Annotated in this window: 19 protein-coding genes; 10 read left to right on the forward strand and 9 right to left on the reverse strand. The window is 62.5% G+C overall.

Features of this window, described 5'->3' with window-relative positions:
* Window positions 1–4: 4 nt before the first annotated feature.
* Window positions 5–1,936, reverse strand: coding sequence for an LTA synthase family protein (locus tag NKI21_RS21455; RefSeq protein ID WP_352867180.1), 1,932 nt, complete (start codon window positions 1,934–1,936; stop codon window positions 5–7).
* 276 nt (window positions 1,937–2,212) lie between these two features.
* Here NKI21_RS21455 and fabD point away from each other — a divergent pair, with 276 nt between their 5' ends.
* From fabD to gmk, 8 genes are all read left to right on the forward strand, one after another.
* On the forward strand, window positions 2,213–3,154 hold the full coding sequence (gene fabD, locus NKI21_RS21460) for an ACP S-malonyltransferase (protein ID WP_352442175.1): 942 nt from the start codon (window positions 2,213–2,215) through the stop codon (window positions 3,152–3,154).
* A gap of 64 nt (window positions 3,155–3,218) precedes the next feature.
* Complete coding sequence (gene relB / locus NKI21_RS21465) at window positions 3,219–3,443, forward strand: type II toxin-antitoxin system RelB family antitoxin (RefSeq protein WP_023813761.1); 225 nt, start codon at window positions 3,219–3,221, stop codon at window positions 3,441–3,443.
* A gap of 30 nt (window positions 3,444–3,473) precedes the next feature.
* The gene (gene fabG / locus NKI21_RS21470; RefSeq protein WP_023813762.1) at window positions 3,474–4,211 is read left to right on the forward strand and encodes a 3-oxoacyl-[acyl-carrier-protein] reductase; all 738 of its coding nucleotides are present in this window, start codon (window positions 3,474–3,476) and stop codon (window positions 4,209–4,211) included.
* A 333-nt stretch (window positions 4,212–4,544) separates the two neighbouring features.
* Window positions 4,545–4,781, forward strand: coding sequence for an acyl carrier protein (locus NKI21_RS21475; RefSeq protein WP_006203723.1), 237 nt, complete (start codon window positions 4,545–4,547; stop codon window positions 4,779–4,781).
* Between the two features lie 34 nt (window positions 4,782–4,815).
* Complete coding sequence (gene fabF / locus NKI21_RS21480; protein WP_127273339.1) at window positions 4,816–6,078, forward strand: beta-ketoacyl-ACP synthase II; 1,263 nt, start codon at window positions 4,816–4,818, stop codon at window positions 6,076–6,078.
* Window positions 6,079–6,180: 102 nt separating this feature from the next.
* A complete protein-coding gene (gene mltG / locus NKI21_RS21485; protein WP_352679804.1) occupies window positions 6,181–7,389 on the forward strand; it encodes an endolytic transglycosylase MltG in 1,209 nt (402 codons plus the stop codon).
* A 157-nt stretch (window positions 7,390–7,546) separates the two neighbouring features.
* Window positions 7,547–8,437: a YicC/YloC family endoribonuclease gene (locus NKI21_RS21490; protein WP_352442178.1), complete on the forward strand. Its 891-nt coding sequence runs from the start codon at window positions 7,547–7,549 to the stop codon at window positions 8,435–8,437.
* 3 nt (window positions 8,438–8,440) lie between these two features.
* Window positions 8,441–9,097 carry a guanylate kinase gene (gene gmk / locus NKI21_RS21495; RefSeq protein WP_352442179.1) on the forward strand — a complete coding sequence of 219 codons (657 nt, stop codon included), beginning with the start codon at window positions 8,441–8,443 and terminating at the stop codon, window positions 9,095–9,097.
* 48 nt (window positions 9,098–9,145) lie between these two features.
* Here gmk and rsmA read toward each other — a convergent pair whose 3' ends face one another.
* The 7 genes from rsmA to NKI21_RS21530 all read right to left on the reverse strand — a co-directional run bounded on the left by rsmA (window position 9,146) and on the right by NKI21_RS21530 (window position 17,071).
* On the reverse strand, window positions 9,146–9,979 hold the full coding sequence (gene rsmA / locus NKI21_RS21500) for a 16S rRNA (adenine(1518)-N(6)/adenine(1519)-N(6))-dimethyltransferase RsmA (RefSeq protein ID WP_352442180.1): 834 nt from the start codon (window positions 9,977–9,979) through the stop codon (window positions 9,146–9,148).
* A 10-nt stretch (window positions 9,980–9,989) separates the two neighbouring features.
* A complete protein-coding gene (gene pdxA, locus NKI21_RS21505; RefSeq protein WP_352442181.1) occupies window positions 9,990–11,018 on the reverse strand; it encodes a 4-hydroxythreonine-4-phosphate dehydrogenase PdxA in 1,029 nt (342 codons plus the stop codon).
* 1 nt (window position 11,019) lies between these two features.
* Window positions 11,020–11,949 (reverse strand): peptidylprolyl isomerase, encoded by a 930-nt coding sequence (locus NKI21_RS21510; protein ID WP_023813768.1) that lies wholly within the window; start codon window positions 11,947–11,949, stop codon window positions 11,020–11,022.
* 99 nt (window positions 11,950–12,048) lie between these two features.
* The gene (locus tag NKI21_RS21515; RefSeq protein WP_352442182.1) at window positions 12,049–14,487 is read right to left on the reverse strand and encodes an LPS-assembly protein LptD; all 2,439 of its coding nucleotides are present in this window, start codon (window positions 14,485–14,487) and stop codon (window positions 12,049–12,051) included.
* Entirely contained in the window at window positions 14,487–15,572 is a 1,086-nt protein-coding gene (gene lptG, locus NKI21_RS21520) for an LPS export ABC transporter permease LptG (protein ID WP_206638135.1), read from the reverse strand. The genes NKI21_RS21515 and lptG overlap by 1 nt, the downstream gene beginning before the upstream one ends.
* Window positions 15,569–16,771 (reverse strand): LPS export ABC transporter permease LptF, encoded by a 1,203-nt coding sequence (gene lptF, locus NKI21_RS21525; protein WP_128305684.1) that lies wholly within the window; start codon window positions 16,769–16,771, stop codon window positions 15,569–15,571. The genes lptG and lptF overlap by 4 nt, the downstream gene beginning before the upstream one ends.
* Before the next feature lie 111 nt (window positions 16,772–16,882).
* The gene (locus NKI21_RS21530; protein ID WP_127289235.1) at window positions 16,883–17,071 is read right to left on the reverse strand and encodes a hypothetical protein; all 189 of its coding nucleotides are present in this window, start codon (window positions 17,069–17,071) and stop codon (window positions 16,883–16,885) included.
* A 51-nt stretch (window positions 17,072–17,122) separates the two neighbouring features.
* Between NKI21_RS21530 and NKI21_RS21535 the strand changes: the two genes are divergently transcribed.
* Together NKI21_RS21535 and NKI21_RS21540 are read left to right on the forward strand one after the other, a co-directional pair.
* Entirely contained in the window at window positions 17,123–18,634 is a 1,512-nt protein-coding gene (locus tag NKI21_RS21535) for a leucyl aminopeptidase (RefSeq protein WP_352867303.1), read from the forward strand.
* A gap of 28 nt (window positions 18,635–18,662) precedes the next feature.
* Window positions 18,663–19,112 (forward strand): DNA polymerase III subunit chi, encoded by a 450-nt coding sequence (locus tag NKI21_RS21540; protein ID WP_352631889.1) that lies wholly within the window; start codon window positions 18,663–18,665, stop codon window positions 19,110–19,112.
* Between the two features lie 91 nt (window positions 19,113–19,203).
* Here NKI21_RS21540 and NKI21_RS21545 read toward each other — a convergent pair whose 3' ends face one another.
* Window positions 19,204–19,722 (reverse strand): DUF995 domain-containing protein, encoded by a 519-nt coding sequence (locus NKI21_RS21545; RefSeq protein WP_031213743.1) that lies wholly within the window; start codon window positions 19,720–19,722, stop codon window positions 19,204–19,206.
* Between the last annotated feature and the right edge of the window lie 100 nt (window positions 19,723–19,822).

A 19,822-nucleotide genomic window follows, 5' to 3' on the forward strand; every position in this document is an offset into this window, starting at 1 on the left:
GGTCTCAACTCGTATGGGCGGCGACAATCTTGTCGACCGTTTCGGGGAAGAAGTCGGGTGCCGCGTGGCGTTTGCCGAACATCATATCGTACTGCAGCAGGCGGAAATCGCGGATCGCCGGATCGATCTCCTTTTGTCGCGCCCAATCGGGCGTGGCTTCGCCAGCCGGCGTCAGCAGAAGATTGCGGTCGACGACACGGTAGCGTTCGCTCATCTCGCCCAGGAAGCCGGTGTAGTAGGGATGGCTGATCCCGGCCGTTTTCAGGATATGATAGGGCAGGAAGGCTGGGCTGACGGCACCCATGTGCTCAGCCGGTCCGGTGCGGTTCGACCAGATGACCAGCGGCGTCTCGTGGTGTTCGAGGGCGGCCTCGGGCGACGGTTCCTTGCGCGGCGCGACATTGTCCTTGAGGAAGCCGGTTTCGACGTAGACCGGCCCCAGCGGCGGCAGATGATCGCCGAAGAAGGCGATCACGGTGGGACGGGAGCGTTTCTTCGCCCATTCGACCAGGCGTTCAAGGCCGCGATCCGCATCGGCTGAACCCTCGGCATAGCTAAGCAGCGATTCGCGCGCCCATTGGCTGATCGGCGCCTTCACCGTATGCGTCGGATTGTAATAGCGGTTCGGCTCGTAAGGACCGTGGTTTTGCAGGCTGACGGCAAAGAAGAACACTGGCTCGTCGCTGGCGTCGGCCTCGCTGATGATCTCGTCGGTCATCGCCGCGTCCGATGCCAGCGGCCCGCGCTTTTGCATGGGCGGCAGCGTCTCTTCCGACTTGAAGTCGTTGAAGCCGAAATCGGCGTAGACCGCGCCACGGTTCCAGAACCAGTTGGTGCCGGGATGGATGGCGCGCGCCCGGTAACCCTGGCTCTTCAGGAAGGTTGCCAGCGAAGGCGTCGGCGTGCGCACATATTGCTGATAGGGGATGCTGCCGGCCGGCAGGAAGGCGTTGGAAAAGCCGGTCAGGGCCTCGAACTCGATGTTGGCGGTCATGCCGCCGAATTCCGGCGAGAACATCGAGCCCGAGCGCAGCGCCCGCACGTTGGGGATCGGATCGGGCGTGATGGTGACGCCGGGCAGCTTGGTCGGATCCCAGAAGGATTCGCTCATGACGATGATGATGTCGGGCTTCTCGGCCGGCACCGAGGCGGTTACATCAGGTCTGCCGATCGCCGCGATCGCTTTGTCGGTATAGCCTGGCGGCGCCGAGACATGCGCCATCGGCACATTGAGGGCGAAGGCCAGCGCAAAACCGTTGGAGGCATAGTTTTCCTTCTGGTCCCACATGATCGGGATGATCTGCAGCCGGTCCCTGGTCCAGGAGAAGGTGGCGTAGTCCATGATCGAAACGAAGAAGGCGAGCAGCGGCACGGCCAGCGTCAGCCGGGCAAGGCGGCCCTTGCGGCTGAGCGCGGGAACCTTGCGGCGCCACAGCCGCCAGCCGTAGACGAGCAGTGACAGGCCGGCGACGATGCCGACGACCATGGCGAGCGCGGTCATCGGCCGGTCGCGCACCAAAAGCGGCAGCAGCGCGAAGATCTGGCGGGCATAGAGGAAATCGGTGGGATAGAGCGGATCGCCGAGATAATGCGACTTCTGGTGGCCGACGAAGGCAAGGGATAGCGTCAGCGGCGCGACGATCATCAGGCTCTGATGGCTGCGGCCGAGCACCGCATCGAGGCCGATCAGGATCAGCGCGAAGACGACGATGGTGGTCCAGCCGGGCTTCAGCGGCTGCAGGAAGAAGGAGACGGTGCCAGCAAAATCGCCGCGCACGATCAGTTCGATCGCAAACACCAGGACGGCCGCGATCGCCAGGCTGACAAGCCCATAGCGCACGACCGGCCATCTCCTGCCCGGCAGATAGCCGGTGGAGGGGTCGTCTTCCAGGAACTGTGGCGCGGGCTTGCCGGCGCGTTTGTAACTCTTTGCCACTTAAACTTCCCCACCCAGCGACAAACACGTCACTCGATTGTCATGGAATTGTCACGCAAAGCTAGCGCCTGTGGCCAAAATAAGAAGAGCCAGCAAACGAATCGTGAGCGGTTTTCATCAGGAGTGATCGCCAAAAAGCCTTTCGGAACAGGCACTCGGCGGATGAGGCGGCCGTCGGGCAGGGTCGAACCGGGCTTGACTTGGCGCCCCGCCATGCCTCACAGGCAAGAAAAACCCGTCTTCAGGCAAGCAAAACCAGCCCTTGGGAGCCCTCGCATGGCCGTCGCATTCACCTTTCCCGGACAAGGCAGCCAGGCGGTCGGCATGGGCAAGGATCTCGCCGACGCCTTCCCCGAAGCGCGCAGGGTCTTCCAGGAAGTCGACGACGCACTTGGTGAGAACTTGTCGAAGCTGATCTGGGAAGGGCCGGAAGAGGCGTTGACGCTGACCGCAAACGCGCAGCCGGCACTGATGGCGGTGTCCCTGGCCGTGGTCCGGGCGCTGGAATCGCGCGGCTTCTCGCTGAAAGGCAAGGTCACCTATGTCGCCGGTCATTCGCTGGGCGAATATTCGGCGTTGGCCGCTGCTGGCTTCGTTTCGGTTGCCGATGCCGCCCGGTTGCTGCGCATACGCGGCAATGCCATGCAGGCGGCGGTGCCGGCCGGCGAGGGCGCCATGGCGGCGATCATCGGATTGGAACAGGCCGATGTCGAAGCAGCCTGCACCGAGGCATCCAAAGGGTCGGTCTGTCAGATCGCCAACGACAATGGCGGCGGTCAGCTGGTTATTTCCGGAACCAAGGCTGCGGTCGAACTGGCGGCGAAACTGTGCACGGAAAAGGGCGCCAAGCGAGCGCTGATGCTGCAGGTTTCCGCGCCTTTCCACTCCGCGCTGATGGCGCCCGCGGCCGACGTCATGCGGGAAGCCCTGGCCGGCGTGACAAAGAATTCGCCGGTGGTTCCCGTCCTATCCAATGTCACGGTTAGCCCGACCAGCGATCCGGACGAGATCGCCCGCCGCCTGGTCGAACAGATAACCGGCCGCGTGCGTTGGCGCGAGACGGTGGAGTGGTTCGGCGCGAACGGCATCACCACGCTTTACGAAATCGGCGCCGGCAAGGTGCTTTCAGGATTGGCGCGGCGCATCAACCGCGACATTGCCACCGCGTCGGTCGGCTCCGCGGCTGAGGTCGAGGCGGCGTTGGCGGCGCTTGGTTGAACGGCTTGACTGAATTCGCTGATGCGCGGCCACATGAATACGTGCATCGCAACTAAGGTGCGGCATGTCCACATCGATCCGTCTTTCTCCTGAGATCAGGCTGCGCCTGGATGTTCTCGCGTCCAAGACTGGGCGCAGCAAAGCCTATCATATGCGTGAGTTCATTGAGCGCGGCCTTGAGGACGTAGAAGACTACTACCTTGCCGCCGAGGTGCTGGCACGGATCAGGAGCGGCGAGGAAGGTATTATGAAAGGCGACGACTTCTGGGGCTGTGATGTCTACAGATAACCGTTATCCGGTTTGAGAGAAGGAAAAGACATGTTCGAATTGACTGGCCGCAAGGCGCTCGTCACCGGCGCATCGGGAGGCATCGGTGAGGCGATCGCCAGGATGCTGCATGCGCAGGGCGCGATCGTCGGCCTGCATGGCACCCGCGTCGAGAAACTGGAAGCGCTGGCCAGCGAGCTTGGCGACCGGGTCAAGCTGTTCCCGGCCAACCTGTCGAACCGTGACGAGGTCAAGGCGCTCGGCCAGAAAGCCGAGGCCGATCTCGAAGGCGTCGACATCCTGGTCAACAATGCCGGCATCACCAAGGACGGGTTGTTCGTGCGCATGTCGGATGCCGACTGGGACACCGTGCTCGAAGTCAACCTGACCGCCGTGTTCAGGCTGACCCGCGAACTCACCCATCCGATGATGCGCCGCCGCCATGGCCGCATCATCAACATCACCTCGGTGGTCGGCGTCACCGGCAATCCCGGCCAGACCAATTATTGCGCCTCAAAGGCCGGCATGATCGGCTTTTCCAAATCGCTGGCACAGGAGATCGCCACCCGCAACATCACCGTCAACTGCGTCGCCCCGGGCTTCATCGAATCGGCGATGACCGACAAGCTCAACGACAAGCAGAAAGAGGCGATCATGGCGGCGATCCCGACGCGGCGCATGGGCACCAGCGTTGAAGTCGCGTCCGCCGTCGCTTATCTCGCCTCCAACGAAGCCGCCTACGTCACCGGCCAGACCATCCACGTGAATGGCGGCATGGCGATGATCTGACGGACCTTGTTGATAATTCTACCCTGCCGGCCATCTGCCGCGGTTATCTGCGCTTCCGGTGCTCGCGTACTGAAAGTACGCTCCGCTCCGGTTCTCGAAAACCGCACCATATGACTCGGCAGGGCGAATTCTAAACAAGGTCCGGCGGGTTGTGAAAAGAGACCATTTCGGCTTGGACCTCAGCTATTTTTCGTGTAATGCGGCCCGCAACCCGGCGGTTCGGGCAAAAACCGGTTCGTAGTCGTTGCGTTTCCGGCAGGACCATCTTTCAGCTTGATTAGCGGCATTCTGCCCGCTAACGAAGACAGACAAACAAAAGACGAGGATGCCCAAATGAGTGACACCGCAGAGCGCGTCAAGAAGATCGTCATCGAGCACCTTGGCGTCGATGCCGACAAAGTGACGGAGCAGGCGAGCTTCATCGATGATCTGGGCGCCGACAGCCTCGACACGGTCGAACTCGTCATGGCGTTCGAAGAAGAATTCGGCGTCGAGATTCCCGACGACGCGGCTGAGACCATCCTGACCGTTGGCGATGCCGTGAAGTACATCGACAAGGCTTCGGCCTGACGCTTTCCGCAGTCATCACCGGGGAGGACCTGCGATGAGGCGTGTCGTCGTCACGGGCCTTGGGTTGCTGTCGCCGTTCGGCATGGGCTTCGAGCACAGCTGGAAGGAACTTCTGACCGGCCGCAGCGCTGCCAAGCGCATCACTGAGTTCGAGGTGGAGGATCTTGCCTGCAAGATCGCCCACGTCATTCCGCGTGGTGACGGCAGCAATGCCACCTTCAATCCGGAGGCCGTGCTCGAGCCGAAGGAACTGCGCAAGATCGGCGACTTCATCCTGTATGGGATTGCCGCCGCCGACGAGGCGCTGAAGGATTCCGGCTGGGAACCCAAGACGCATGAAGAGCGGTGTGCCACCGGCGTCCTGATCGGCTCCGGCATCGGCGGCATCGAGGGCATCGCCGAGAACGCGATGATCCTCAAGGAGCGCGGCCCGCGCCGCATCAGCCCTTTCTTCATCCCGGGCCAGATCATCAATCTCGTCTCCGGGCAGGTTTCGATCCGGCACGGGCTGAAAGGCCCGAACCATGCCGTCGTCACGGCCTGTTCGACCGGCGCGCACGCCATTGGCGATGCTGCCCGGTTGATCATGTGGGGCGATGCCGACGTGATGGTCGCCGGTGGCGCCGAAGCGCCGGTGACGCGGCTGTCGATCGCCGGTTTTGCCGCATGCCGGGCACTGTCGACGGAACGCAATGATTCGCCGCAAACGGCGTCGCGACCCTATGATCGCGACCGCGACGGCTTCGTCATGGGCGAGGGCGCCGGCGTTGTCGTGCTCGAGGAGCTCGAACATGCCAGGGCGCGCGGCGCCAAGATCTATGCCGAGGTGACGGGTTATGGTCTCACTGGCGATGCGCATCACATCACCGCGCCCGCCGAGGATGGCGATGGCGCCTTCCGTTGCATGACGGCGGCACTGAACCGGGCCAAGTTGACGCCGGCCGATGTCGACTACATCAACGCGCACGGCACCTCGACCATGGCCGACACGATTGAGCTCGGTGCCGTCGAGCGGCTTGTCGGCAATGCCGCATCGAAGATTTCGATGTCGTCAACCAAGTCGTCGATCGGCCATCTGCTTGGAGCGGCGGGTGCCGCCGAAGCGATCTTCTCTATCCTTGCCATCAGAGACAATGTCGCGCCGCCGACCATCAACCTCGATAACCCGGAACGCGAAACCGCGATCGATCTGGTGCCGAACAAGCCGCGTGCCCGCCAGATCGACGTGGCGCTGTCCAATTCCTTCGGCTTTGGCGGGACCAACGCGTCGCTGGTCTTCCAGCGATACAATGGCTGATCGTCCGGCTGCCGGGCGGCGCTTTGGCGTGCCGTCAATTTTGCCATATTCGCCCCTACTCTGCCGCTGGGGATTCGTTGGGCGATCAAACGGTAGGGCGAAATGAACACAAATCCGGCAGGCAACGGAGAATTCGGGCAACGGCCGCCGACATCCGGCCCGATCGTGCCGAAAACGGCCAGCGAGGCGTTGCGGCCGGAGGCTGGCACGCCGCCGCCGAAGCGCTCGCGTGCGTCACGCAGCCAGGTCGTCGTGTTCATGAACTTCGTCATCTCCTCGGTGATGCTGGTGGTCCTGGCGGCCGGCGTCGCGGTCTATTTCGGCAAGGAGGAATTCACCGAACCCGGACCTTCGGCTAATGGCGACACCTTCCTGGTCAAGCCGAACACCGGCGTCCAGGATATCGCCGACCAGCTCGAACGCCGGGGGCTGATCAGCGACGCCCGGGTATTCCGTCTTGGCGTGCGGGCCTTCGGCAATGATTCCGCGCTGAAAGCCGGCGAGTACGAGATCAAGCCCAGGGCTTCCATGCGCGATATCATGGAGCTTTTGAAGAGCGGCAAGTCGGTGATGTATTCGCTGACCATTCCTGAGGGACTGACGGTCGACCAGGCATTGCAGCGCATCGCCGAGGAGACTGCGTTGAGCGGCGACATGCCGGCAACCACGCCGCCGGAGGGCAGCCTCGCCACCGACACGCTGCGCTTCACGCGCGGCGCGACACGCCAGCAGATGGTCGACAAGCTGCTGGCGGATCAGAAGAAGCTGGTCGACGATGTCTGGGAGCGGCGCGCGCCTGACCTGCCGCTGGCCAACGTCGAGGAGTTCGTCACGCTGGCCTCGATCGTCGAGAAGGAGACGGGCAAGGGTGACGAGCGTTCGCGAGTTGCCGCCGTCTTCCTGAACCGGCTTGCCAAGGGCATGCGCCTGCAATCCGATCCGACCATCATCTATGGGCTGTTCGGCGGCAAGGGAAAGCCGGCGGACCGGCCGATCTACCAGTCGGACATCCAGAAACAGACTCCCTACAACACCTATGTGATCAATGGCTTGCCGCCGACGCCGATCGCCAATCCGGGTCGTGCAGCGCTGGAGGCGGTGGCCAATCCGTCGAAGACCGCCGACCTCTATTTCGTTGCCGACGGCACCGGCGGGCACGTCTTTGCCGCGACGCTGGACGAGCACAACGAGAATGTCGCCCGCTATCGCGCGTTGCTGAAGAAGCAGGCCGATGATGCCGCCAAAGCCGCCAAGACGACTGGCACCGGCGACAGCGATGCCAGCGGCGGTGACGCGGGCGCTGCCCAGTAAATGAAGAAAGGCGTTGCCCGACAGGCAACGCCCTGACATTTGGAAGAGCGCCGCGCGTCCGATTTCGACGCGCCTGCGGCGCAGTCTTTTTTCAAGCCGCACTCGCTCCTGTCCGGAAAGCCGGTTCAGGGCGATGTGCCAGGGACGTGTGGGCGATATGAATTTGCAGAGCATGACCGGTTTTGCACGTGCCGTCGCCGAGCACGAAGGCACTTCGATCGCCTGGGAGGTCAAGTCCGTCAACGGCAAGAGCGTCGAGGTACGGCTGCGGCTGCCGCAAGGCTTCGAACGGTTGGAACCTGCTGTCCGGCAGATACTTCAGAAACGTTTTGCACGCGGCAATTTCCAGGCGACGCTGACCATCGGCCGTGCCGTTGGCGCGCAGGCGCAGCCGGTCGTCAACGAAGCCTTCCTGAAGGACCTTGCTGGGCTCGCCAAACGGCTGCAGGAGCAATTCGGCGTTGCTGCGGCGACGTCAGATGGATTGCTTTCGCTGCGCGGCGTGCTCGACATTCCTGAAACCGTCGAAACCGAGGAGGCGAGGGCCGCGCTCGATGCCGCGATCATGGTCGCGCTCGAAGTGGCCTTGAACGGGCTCGAACAGGCACGTCAGGGCGAAGGAGCCGCGCTGGCTTTGCTGTTGTCGGGTCATATCGACACGATCGAGGTGCTGACGCTGCGAGCCGAGGCGGATCCATCCCGCGAGACGACGGTGATTCGCGAACGCATCGCCGAGCAGGTCAGGCTGCTGATGGACGCTTCCGCCAATCTGGATGCCACCCGACTGCACATGGAGGCGGCGTTCCTGGCCACCAAAGCCGATATTCGCGAAGAGATCGACCGGCTGAAAACGCATGTCGCGTCCGGCCGGGCTCTGCTGCTGGGCGGCGGTGCGGTCGGTCGCAAGCTCGATTTTCTGGCACAGGAATTTAACCGCGAATCGAATACGCTGTGTTCCAAATCGAATGCCGCAGCCGTCACCGCGATCGGCCTGGACCTGAAGGCGGTGGTCGACCAATTTCGTGAACAGATCCAGAATCTGGAGTAGCCGATGGTTGCCAAGGATTTGGGGTCCCGCATTCGCCGCCGGGGCCTGATGCTCGTCCTGTCGTCGCCATCCGGCGCCGGCAAGTCGACGATCGCGCGCAATCTTCTGGAAAGCGATTCCAGCCTCGAACTGTCGGTCTCGGTCACCACCAGGCCGCGCCGCGGAAGCGAGATCGAAGGCGTCCACTATCATTTTCGGACGATGCGCGAATTCGAGCGGCTTCGTGATTCCGACGCACTGCTGGAGTGGGCCGAGGTGCATGGCAATTGCTATGCGACACCGCGCGAACCGGCCGAATTGGCGCTGTCCGAGGGGCGCGACATGCTGTTCGACATCGACTGGCAAGGTGCCCAGCAGCTCAAGGAGAAGATGCGCGCCGACATTGTCTCGATCTTTGTCCTGCCGCCATCGATGAAGGAGTTGAAGGCGCGGCTGAAACGTCGCGCTGAAGACCAGGAGGCGGTGATCGAGACGCGGCTGAAAAACGCCCGCAACGAGATCGAGCACTGGAAGGAATATGATTTCGTCATCGTCAATGACGACCTTGACCGCGCCTTCGCCGAAGTTCGCGGTATCGTCGTCGCCGAGCGGCTAAGACGCGACCGCCGGCCAGGCCTGTTCGATTTCGTCTCTGGACTGTTGGACGAGAAGACTGGCTGAGGCGGTGAAGCGCCAATCTCCCCCCTCAAGGGGGAGATCGGCAGCTTCTTACACCGCATTGGTCAGCCGCACGAACTCCTCGACGCTGAGCGTCTCGGCGCGGCGTGTCGGATCGATGCCGGCGCGTTCGAGCAGGGCTTCGCCGCCGAGGCTCTTCACGCTTTGCCGCAGCATCTTGCGACGTTGGCCGAAGGCGGCTTCTGTGACGCGGCCGAGTTTTTTCACCTCGGCGGGCAGGGGCGTCGGGCGCGGCACCAGATGCACCACCGAGGAGGTGACCTTTGGCGGCGGCGTGAATGCCTGTGGCGGTACGTCGAAGGCGATCCTCGCCTCCGTCCGCCAGCCGGCAAGAACCCCCAGCCGGCCATAGCTGTCGCTGCCGGCGGGCGCGACGATGCGCTCGGCCACCTCGCGCTGGAACATCAAAGTCATCGAGGTGTAGAAAGGCGGCCAGTCGCTGACCGTCAGCCAGCGCACCAGCAGCTCCGTGCCGATGTTGTAGGGCAGGTTGGCCACGATCTTTACCGAGCCCCCGGTCGCTCGACGGGCAAGGCCTGCGAAATCCGTCTTCAGCGCGTCGCCGGAAACAACCTCCAGCCGGCCGGGATAATGATCGGACACTTCGGCAAGAGCAGCCAGGCAACGTTCGTCGCGCTCTATGGCGATCACATGGCGCGCTCCGTTGTTGAGCAAGGCGCGGGTCAGCCCGCCGGGACCAGGACCGACCTCGATTACTGTTACATCGGACAAGTCGCCGGCGGTGCGCGCGATCTTGCCGGTGAGGTTGAGGTCGAGCAGAAAATTCTGGCCGAGCGCCTTCTTCGCCTGCAACCCATGACGCTCGATCACCTCGCGTAGCGGCGGCAGCCCGTCGATGCTCATGCCCGAGGTCTCATACGGCGATTGCCTTCGTGTTCGTGTCGGCCAGCCGCCGGGCAAGCTTCAGCGCCGCTATCAGGCTGTCGGGCCGCGCCACACCCTTGCCGGCAATGTCGAAGGCCGTGCCGTGGTCGGGCGAGGTGCGGATGAAGGGCAGGCCGAGCGTGACATTGACCGCCTCGTCGAAAGCCAGCGCCTTGGCCGGGATCAGCGCCTGGTCGTGATACATGCAAAGGGCCGCGTCGTAGCCCGCCCGCGCCCGGACATGGAACAACGTGTCGGCCGGCAAAGGGCCGAAAGCGTCGATGCCCTCGGCACGCAGGATGTCGACCGCCGGGCGCACGATCCGCTCGTCCTCGAGGCCCATGGAGCCGCCTTCGCCGGCATGCGGGTTGAGCCCGGCAATGGCCAGCCTCGGCTTGGTGATGCCGAAGCGGCCGGTGAGATCGGCAGCGGTGATGCGCGCAGTGGCGACGATCAGTTCGGTGGTCAGTGCCTTCGGCACCTCGGCCAGCGCGATGTGGATGGTGACGGGAACGGTGCGCAGGTCGGGTCCTGCCAGCATCATCACCGGCATCGCCTCGACGCCGCTGTGCCGGGCCGCCAGATGCGCCAGATACTCGGTGTGGCCGGGAAAGCGAAAGCCGGCATCGTAGAGCGGCTTCTTGGCGATCGGGCAGGTGACCACGGCCGAGGCTTCGCCGGCAAGGCAATCGGCGACGGCGCGGTCGATGGCCTCGATGGTGGCTTCCGCATTGGCCGGATCCGGCCGGCCGGGGCTGTCGATGCAGCCGGCGGCTAGTGGAACGATCGGCAAGGCGCGGGCAAAGACCTGCGCCGCTTGCGCTGATGTCGTTTCGACGACCGGCAGCGAAATGCCGAGCAGGCGCGCCCGGGAGGCGATCAGTGCCGGATCGGCGAGCAGGTAGAAGGGGGGCAGGTCGGCAGCTTCCCGCGCCATAAAGGCGGCGATGGCGATCTCCGGCCCAATGCCGGACGGATCGCCGACGCTCAACGCGAGCGCAGTCACTGCGTTGCTCACGTCAGCGCTTGACGATGCGGGCTTTTGCCTTCAGCTCGTCGACATATTTCTTGCTGAGCGCGTCGGCATCCTTGTCGCCGCCAGAGCCTTCGGCCTGGAACGCCATCTGCGCGACCTTGTCGTCGGACACTTCGCGCGACGAGCAGATGCCGATGAATTCGACGCCGCGCTCGGTTTCGCGCGTGGCGGTGGCACCGCCGACTTTGGTAGCCTTGATCTGCTCGGCCCAGTCCGGCGGCAGCTGCGGCGCGAGCACCCGGCCCAGATCGCGAACGGTGACGTCGATCAAGCCCTTGGCGAATTCGCGCGTCGTGTTGCAGCCGTTGAAGCGGGCGCGCATGGCGTCGGCCTCGCGCTTGCGTTTGCCCAGCGTCGCGCTGCGTTCAGCCGCCGGCACCACGAAGATGACCTGCTGCAGCATGTATTCGGTGGCGCTCGGTTTGGCGCCGCCTTTTTCGAGCATCTTCCTCACGAGATCCTGCTCGCTGACGGCACCTGTGCCGTCGCCGGAACGGTAGCGTGCGCTCAAAGCCTGGTTCCAGGCCATCTGGGCGCGGATGAATTCCTTGAAGTGGCTCTTGGTGACACCTGACTTCTCCATGACGCCGTCAAGCTGGCTGAGCTGCATCTTGTTGCTCGAGGCAAAGCGCTGATACGCCGCCTCGACCTGTGCGTCGCTGATGCGGATGCCAAGCCGCTTGGCCTCGGCCATACGCAGCGTCTGGTCGATCATTTCCTGGCCGGCATCGCCCTTCTTGCGCTGCAGCTTCAGGAAGGCGGCGCGATGGGCGATGTCGCCGCTGGTGACCGGAATGTCGTTGACGACGTATTTGATCTCGCTGGCGAAAGCCGGCGGCGTCATTGCAGTGATCGACACGGACGTCGCCGCCACGAGCAACGCGAAACCTGCTGAAAAGAGGTATTTCCTCATCGTTGGTATCCCAATTCTATCCCGGTCCCGCCCAATTTCATCTTTCCAGGTGCGCGAAATCCGTGCCAGCCCTATGCGGCGAAACGATGTCGCCGATTGTTACTGGATCGTGTCGACGCCACTGGTCGACGAGCCGAAATCGCCGAGGGTGCGGAACGACAGATTGAAGCCGATGGTCTGCGACACCTCTCTGGTGTTCAGATCGCGCGACTGCGAGTAGGTCATCAAATAAGTGAAGCAGGAATCGTTGTAGGCGAAGCCGACGCCGTCCTTGACCAGCAGGCTTTGCTGCAGGTCGTATGTTCCGGTGCCGAAGACGCGCCAGTTTTCGGCGAGATGCGTCGATGCACCAAGCGTGACCTCGTGGCGGTCGGTGGTAAAGCCGTACAGGGGCTGAGCCTGGATGAAGGCGTATTTGGCGCTCAGCGACACAGGCAGGCCGGAATAGGCGGCCTTCACCTCGGCGCGGCGGATCTCGAAGCTCTGTTCGTCGAAACGGCCGCTGACCGAGGCCGCGAAGCCGTTGGGGCTGTTGATGCCGAACAGGCCGACATAGTCGGACTTGGTCGTGTCGAGGCCGGAATTGGCGCCGACATTGACCAGATCCGGCGCGGCAAAGGAGTTCTCGCCGCCGATCTGATAGGATTGGCCGAAAATCGCATTGGTGCCCCAGCCATTGTTGTACGAGCCGGAATAGCGGAAGCCGACATTGGCGCGCGAACCGCCTTCGACGCGGTCGTAACCGGAGAACTTGTCGCGCTCGAACAAGGTGGTCGCGTCGAAGACCATGCTTTGGGCGTCTTCGTTGGGCACTGAGAGGCCGCCGACATATTGCTCGTTCGGACGCATGAAGACCTGCGCCATTGGCTCGATGACATGGCTGGACCCGCTGGCCATGGAAAACAGCACCGGCCAACGCATCTCGAGGCCCGCGGTTGCCATGTAACGGGCAAATGACGAGCGCATATCGTCCTGCTCGCCCAAATGCGTTGCCATTCGGTCGATGGCGTCTAGCGAAGCCGACGATGCGTTGAGGTAGTCCACATCGCCCTGCAGCGCGAGCAACGGCGTTAGCACCAGTCCGTCATCTGTGACGAAACTCCGCTTCCACTCGGCCTCGGCGGTGAGACGGCCCGATTCGCCTTCGATGCCGCGGACGCGCTGCGTCGGAGTGAGGGCATTGTAGGGCTGGACGAAGGTCTCATCGACATCGTCGCGGCGGATGACACGCGCGTTGACATTGAGGGACAGCTGGCCGCCGGCCACCGAGGCATCAGGAATATAGGCGTAATCGAGCGACGGCAGCACCCACGGCTGTTGTCCGCTTCGCGCAGAGATATTGTCGTCAGGCGTATCTTCCTGCACATCGAAATGCATGGCGCGCACGTCGAAATAGTTGCGGCCGTTGAGACCCGTCAAGTAGACCGACGACTGGTGGACGCTGCTATTGTACTTGTCGATGCCGTAGGTGTTCGAGAAGTTCTTGTCGGTCTGCAACAGCACGTCCCAGCCGAAGTTCCAGCGTGAGTTGATGGCGAACTGCCCCTGGGTACCCATCATGCCGCGGAATTTGTTGGGATCGCCGGCGCTGCCCGAATTGACGTTGTGGCCAGAGCTGGATGGGAAGGCAGTGGTGTCGAGGAAGGCGTCGGGATTCTGCTGGTGTATCCCGGCGATCTTCAAGCTGTACTCGCCATTGTCGAAGCGCTGACGCCACTCGGCCTCACCGAGGAAACCCTGCCTGGTATAGCCGGTGCCGGTGACGGTCAGGTCGTAGGTCGGCGCCAATGCGAGATAATAGGGGACTTTCACGCCGACGCCGAGATCGCTCTTGTAGATGATGCTCGGGATCAGGAAGCCGCTCTTGCGCTTCACCGTCGGGTCGGCAATCTCGAATGCAGGCAGATAGGCAAGCGGAAAACCGAAGAACTCGAAATTCGCATTCTCGAAGCGAACCGTCTTCTTCTCGCCGTTCCAGATGATCTTCTTGGCCTTGACGCGCCAGGTCGGCGCTTTGTCCGGCTTATCCTCGCACGGCTCGCAGGCGGTGTAGACGCCATTGTGGAAGGTGGTCAGCACGCCGCCCATGCGTTCGGCGCTTTCGGCGGCGAAATAGGCCTTGTCGATGGTCTCGACCCGCAACGCGTTGACGAAGCCGTCGGCGAAGTCATCGGTGATGTCGATATGCTGCGAATTGATCTTGGTGCCGTCGCTGTTGATGACTTCGACGTTGCCGCTCGCGACCATCCGCTTGGTGTTGCGGTTGTATTCGACGCGCTGGGCGACAAGGCGATTGCCACCATAGTCGATCTGCACACCGCCGACGGCGGTCACGGTCTGGTTGTCGTTGTTGTAGACCAGCGTATCGGCCGCCAGCAGCATTTGCGAGCCGGCCGGAACCGATGTCGCCATGTCGCCGACGTCCTGCGCAAGCGCCGGTGCCGGAACGGCGTAGGCAAGCACGCACGCCAAGGCGGTCGCCGCATAGAGGCGCGCCAAACCGGCCTGCCTGTTGCTGGGCAAAAACGCCTCCCTCACTAGCCGTCTTCCTTGTATAGCAGGAAAGTCACCCCGAAGAACATAGCCACCATGACCGGTACCCAGGCGGCTACGACAGTCGGCACGAATCCCGCCACGCCGAATGCCTTCACCAGCACCGAAACGACATAAAGCAGAAAGCCAGCGATGATGCCACCCAGAATCATCGTCGCCGACTGTCCCATCCTGGCAAATCGCATTGAAACCGTTGCCGCGATCAGCGTCATGGCGACGAGAAGGAACGGCAACGCCACGAGCGAATCAAACTGCATGGCAAAGGCATTTGCCTTGAGGCCGAAGGAGCGGGCAACTTCGATCTTTCCGGGCAGGTCGTAGAAGGGGATGGTTTCGGGGCGCGCCAGCCGCTCTTGCACGAATTCCGGCTTCAGATTGGTCGGTACGCGATCGGTTGCCGATGCCTGGATCGTGCCGTTCTGGAACGTCTTGACGTCCTGCAATTCCCAATAGCCGTCGCGCAGGAAGGCACGGGCGGCGTCCTTGCGCTCGACGATGTTGCCTTGCGGGTCGAGAATGAAAAATACGACATCGGCCATTTCCAGGCCCTGGTTCAGGATGGCCCGCGCACCGATGATGGTGTCCCCCGAACTGGTTTTCTGCCGGATCCAGGGCGCGGCATCGGCCGAGACCGTATTCGATTTGCCGGAACGCAGCTGGGTTTCGATCTGCTCGGACCAGGAGAATGCGTGCGCGGCGAGTGGATTGATGACGCCAACCGACAGGACGCCGAACAGCAAGGCTCCGACACAGCAGGGCAAGAGGAACTGCCAGGCGGAAACACCGGCGGAACGCGCGATGACCAGTTCGTAACGCCGGTTCAGCGATACCAGCGTCGCCATCGCCGAGAAGAGACCGACGAACGGCACCGTCTGCAGCATGATCATCGGCATACGGAGGCCTGAAATGGCTACCGCCGTGCCGTAGGTGAAGCCGGGCAGGCCGGTGGTGCGTCCGGACAGCTCGGTGAAATCGATCAGGAACACCAATGCCAGGAGGCCGATGAAGAACCAGATGGTGATCGTCACATAGCGGAAGAAGAAGTAGCGGCCCAGTGTCCAGCCCATCAGCCGACCCCTTGCCCTGATGCGCCGCGCCTGGACAAACGCAATTTGAAAGCATTCCAGCTGTCAGCGATGCGCGTGGCGAAGTTTGTCATCCAGTCCGCCCAGGTCACGGGCAGTTCCAGTGTCCGGTTGGAGACGATGAACCAGATCGCCACCGCGGAAGCCACGATCGGCACGCCATAGACCATATACGCATATTGCGGGACCTCATCCGCCTTGCTGGCGGCAAAAAAGCCCAGCCAACGCACGAACAGCGATATCGTGATCGCCGTGATCAGCGGATTGACGCGCGCCTCGCGGTGCGAGCGCGCATCCCCGGCGACCGCAAGCGCGATCAGCGCGAAAACCATGGAATAAGTCCATTCCGAGAACCGCTGGTTGACCTCGGCCCGGTATTCGTAGGGGTTCTGCTGATAATACTTGTCGTTGGCGCCCGGGTTGAGCAGGTACTGCGTCGTCTGGTCCTTGGGCAGGAGCGTCACCGCCGAAGCCGCCGCCATGAAGGCCGACATGTCGAAGGCATAGGAGGTGAAGCGGATGACGGAGAGATCGCCGGTCAGCGTTTTGCGATGGATGACGCCGTCATTCATCATCAACACCTTTTCACCGCCGCGTTCGATGATGCTTCCGGTCTTGGCGTAGTAGACGAGGTTGACGCCTTCTTCGCGCGAATCGGCGACGAAAATGCCGCCCAGCCGATTGTTCGGAAGGCGCTCGCCGATCTGCAGGAACAACCCGTCGTCAATCTTGCGGAAGGTGCCTTCCTGGATGATCAGCGACAACAGATCCGCGCGCGACGACGCCACCAGGGCCCGGTTCTTCTGCCGTGCGTAAGGGTCGATGCCGTTGTCGACGGCAAAGGAAAAAACGGCGGCGGCGAGCGCCAGCAACATGATCGGCCGCACGATCGTCCAGCGCGAGGCCCCCGCGGCGTTGACGACGGCGAGTTCGGAATCCGAATTCATGACACTGAGTGTCTGTGCGACCGCTACCACCAGGGCAAAAGGCACCACGATCGGGATGATGGACGGAAGGATGAGGGCGGCGACTTCGAAGAAGGTCAGCGCCGACTGGCCGCTGTCGGTGACCAGATCGATCTTTGCCAGCACCTGCGTCGTCCATACGATCGCCAGCGTCCACACAAGAGCGGCCATGAAGACCACGAAAGCGCGGCGCATGATGTAGCGTTCAACGACCTTCATGAAGGCTTTTCTCGATTTTTTCGAACGGCATCATGCCACCGAACAAGGTAGCTGTCCGGCAGCGCCTGCACAACTGGCTCATCAGATGGTCTATCCGGGTTCTGTCCCACATCACGCCCCCCGGCTGGGCGGAGTGTCGGCGGGAATGGATAAGAAAGGGCGAACATCGATGGTTAACAACAGGTTGCGGCAAAAAGCGGGGCCGTGCCGCGACGAATCGTCATCGATTCCATAGGTCATATGGGATGCCAATTCGGCAAAGTCTTGCCAAATGCCGGAAAACGACCAAATGTCGCGCATCGTTTCGAACCGCTTCCCCAAAAGTCGCGCATTCCCTGAAAGCAGGACATGATGAATCAAAGACCGTCGATCGCCTTCGCCAAATTTTCCGGGTCCCAGAGCGCGGTGAACAAGAAGGGCACGGTCTTCGTGCTCGCGGCGGATGAGGGCGGCCTGAGCGACGTCGCCAAGGCCGGTGATCCCGGCAAGACACTGGAGCGGGCCTTTCCCGTGGCTGAGTTCACGGGCAAGTTCGCCAGCACGGTGGAAGTTCTGGCGCCGCAGGGAGCATCGCTCGACAGACTGGTGGCGATAGGCGCCGGCAAGGTATCGGGACTGGACGAATATGCGTGGTTGAAGCTTGGCGGCACCGTTGCCGCGTCGCTGCGCAAGGCGACCGAAGTGGCGGTGGTCCTCGATGTGGCCGGCGCCTCGCCGAGCGCGAAAGACGCGGCAAGCCTTGCCGCGGGCATTCTCCTGCGCAGCTATTCCTTCGACAAGTACAAGACCAGGAAGGACAAGGACGACGGCAAGGCAGAGCCGAAGAAGCCGGTCAAGGTGACCATCCACACCGCCGATCCGGCCGCTGCGAAGAAGGCCTTCGCCGATGCCGAGGCGGTGATAGACGGCGTCCTACTGGCGCGCGACCTCGTCAACGAACCGGCAAACGTGCTTGGGCCGGTCGAGTTCGCTGCCCGCGCCAAGGATCTCGAGGCACTAGGCGTCAAGGTCGAGATATTGGCTGAGAAGGAAATGAAGAAGCTCGGCATGGGCTCGCTGCTCGGTGTCGCGCAAGGATCGCCGCGCGGCGCCCGCATGGCGATCATGCAGTGGAACGGCGGCAAGCCGAAGGACAGCCCGATCGCCTTCGTCGGCAAGGGCGTCACTTTCGACACTGGCGGCAATTCCATAAAGCCGGCCTCGGGCATGGAGGATATGAAGGGCGACATGGGCGGTGCCGCCGCCGTTACCGGCCTGATGCATGCGCTGGCGGCCCGCAAGGCGAAAGCCAATGTCGTCGGTATCATCGGACTGGTCGAAAATGCCGTCGACGGTCATGCCCAGCGCCCCGGTGATATCGTCACTTCGATGTCGGGCCAGACCATCGAGGTGCTCAATACCGACGCCGAGGGCCGCCTCGTGCTGGCCGATGCGTTGTGGTACTGCAACGACCGCTTCCAGCCGAAATTCATGGTCAATCTGGCGACGCTGACCGGCGCCATCATGGTGGCGCTCGGTCAACATTATGCCGGCCTCTTTTCCAACAATGACGAACTGGCCGAAAAGTTGGCGGCGGCGGGGCAGGCGACGCAGGAACGGCTGTGGCGCATGCCGCTGGGGGCCGAATACGACAAGCTGATCGATTCCAAGAACGCCGACATGAAGAACATCGGCGGCCGTTTTGGCGGCGCCACCATCGCGGCGCAGTTTCTGCAGCGCTTCGTCAAGGACACGCCATGGGCCCATCTCGACATTGCCGGCACGGCGATGGGGGCGCCGTCGAACGAGATCAACCAGTCCTGGGGTTCCGGTTTCGGCGTCAGGCTGCTCGACCGGCTGGTGCGCGACAATTATGAGCAGTGAACGGGTTCAATCACTATAGGCTGAAGCGATGGCCGACGTCCTGTTCTACCACCTGACCGAATCGACGCTGGAGGATGCGCTGCCAGGCCTCCTGGAGCGCAGCGTCGACCGTGGCTGGCGCGCCGTGGTGCAGACAGGCACCGAGGAACGCCGCGATGCGCTCGACCAGCATCTTTGGACCTTCCGGGACGATTCGTTCCTGGCGCACGCGACCGATCGTGAGGCTCATCCCGGCGAACAGCCGATTCTGTTGACCACCGGCGACAGCAATCCCAACGACGCAAAGATAAGGTTCCTGGTCGACGGCGCGGTGCCGCCTGACCTTGGCGGCTACGAGCGCGCCGTGTTCCTGTTCGATGGCCACGATGCCGCCCAGCTCGAGGCGGCGCGAGGGCACTGGAAGGTGATGAAGAGCGCTGGCCACGCCGTCACCTATTGGCAACAGACGCCAGATCGCCGCTGGGAGCGCAAGGCTTAAGGCAGGTCGCCTGAACGTGACTGAGGCAGGTCGCTGACCGTTCAGTCGACCCGCTTTTGGACCAGTGCCCTGTCCCGGATGAAAGTCTCTACTACTTTGCCTTGATCCGGCTCTGTTTGCGGCTGACGTAGTCGCCGTGTTTCAATTTCATGAACGCGTCCGCAAGGTTGCGGTGCGAACTCCTGAATACGTACCATTCTCCATCTGGAACCCGGCGCTGGTAGAGAATCCTGCCTGCCTGGCGATGTTCGAAACAGGAAAGAGCGTTGGAGTCGCCTCCGGCTCCGTGCCATTTTGCGCGGAAGCACAGCTTGCCTCCTCCGGGAATGAACCAGATGCCGTCACCGTAGCCCAGCTTGCGCGCCTTGTCCGAGGTCCAGGCACTGAACTGACGGCGCTGGACGGCAAAATATCCGGCACCCTCCCGACCCCAGAGCCACGAGCGGTTCTGGTACATCTGGTAGATGCCTTTGTCCGGCACCACCTCTGCCCGCATGGCCTGTTCGGCGATTTTCGTCGCCGTCTTGGCTGTTGCGGGAATCTGGAAAGCAAACAGACCAATGGAACAGGCAAGTGCCGTTCCGATACAATTGCCCAGTACTCGTTTCACAACCCCTACCCCTACTGTTACGCCACGCCCAGTTTATGAGAACGCTTGAGATGATTTCAGGTGAATCCTGAAATCTGAATCCGCCACTAAATCAAAGAGA

This window comes from Mesorhizobium sp. M0715, from assembly GCF_040320355.1.
Taxonomy (GTDB): Bacteria; Pseudomonadota; Alphaproteobacteria; order Rhizobiales; family Rhizobiaceae; genus Mesorhizobium.

Coding starts and splice junctions, on each gene's coding strand:
- NKI21_RS21530 (WP_127289235.1), bottom strand. CDS start 17,071: ATGCGCGACATTTGGTCGTTTTCCGGCATTTGGCAAGACTTTGCCGAA.
- fabD (WP_352442175.1), top strand. CDS start 2,213: ATGGCCGTCGCATTCACCTTTCCCGGACAAGGCAGCCAGGCGGTCGGC.
- NKI21_RS21490 (WP_352442178.1), top strand. CDS start 7,547: ATGAATTTGCAGAGCATGACCGGTTTTGCACGTGCCGTCGCCGAGCAC.
- fabG (WP_023813762.1), top strand. CDS start 3,474: ATGTTCGAATTGACTGGCCGCAAGGCGCTCGTCACCGGCGCATCGGGA.
- NKI21_RS21475 (WP_006203723.1), top strand. CDS start 4,545: ATGAGTGACACCGCAGAGCGCGTCAAGAAGATCGTCATCGAGCACCTT.
- NKI21_RS21510 (WP_023813768.1), bottom strand. CDS start 11,949: ATGAGGAAATACCTCTTTTCAGCAGGTTTCGCGTTGCTCGTGGCGGCG.
- fabF (WP_127273339.1), top strand. CDS start 4,816: ATGAGGCGTGTCGTCGTCACGGGCCTTGGGTTGCTGTCGCCGTTCGGC.
- relB (WP_023813761.1), top strand. CDS start 3,219: ATGTCCACATCGATCCGTCTTTCTCCTGAGATCAGGCTGCGCCTGGAT.
- lptF (WP_128305684.1), bottom strand. CDS start 16,771: ATGAAGGTCGTTGAACGCTACATCATGCGCCGCGCTTTCGTGGTCTTC.
- gmk (WP_352442179.1), top strand. CDS start 8,441: ATGGTTGCCAAGGATTTGGGGTCCCGCATTCGCCGCCGGGGCCTGATG.
- rsmA (WP_352442180.1), bottom strand. CDS start 9,979: ATGAGCATCGACGGGCTGCCGCCGCTACGCGAGGTGATCGAGCGTCAT.
- NKI21_RS21540 (WP_352631889.1), top strand. CDS start 18,663: ATGGCCGACGTCCTGTTCTACCACCTGACCGAATCGACGCTGGAGGAT.
- mltG (WP_352679804.1), top strand. CDS start 6,181: ATGAACACAAATCCGGCAGGCAACGGAGAATTCGGGCAACGGCCGCCG.
- NKI21_RS21535 (WP_352867303.1), top strand. CDS start 17,123: ATGAATCAAAGACCGTCGATCGCCTTCGCCAAATTTTCCGGGTCCCAG.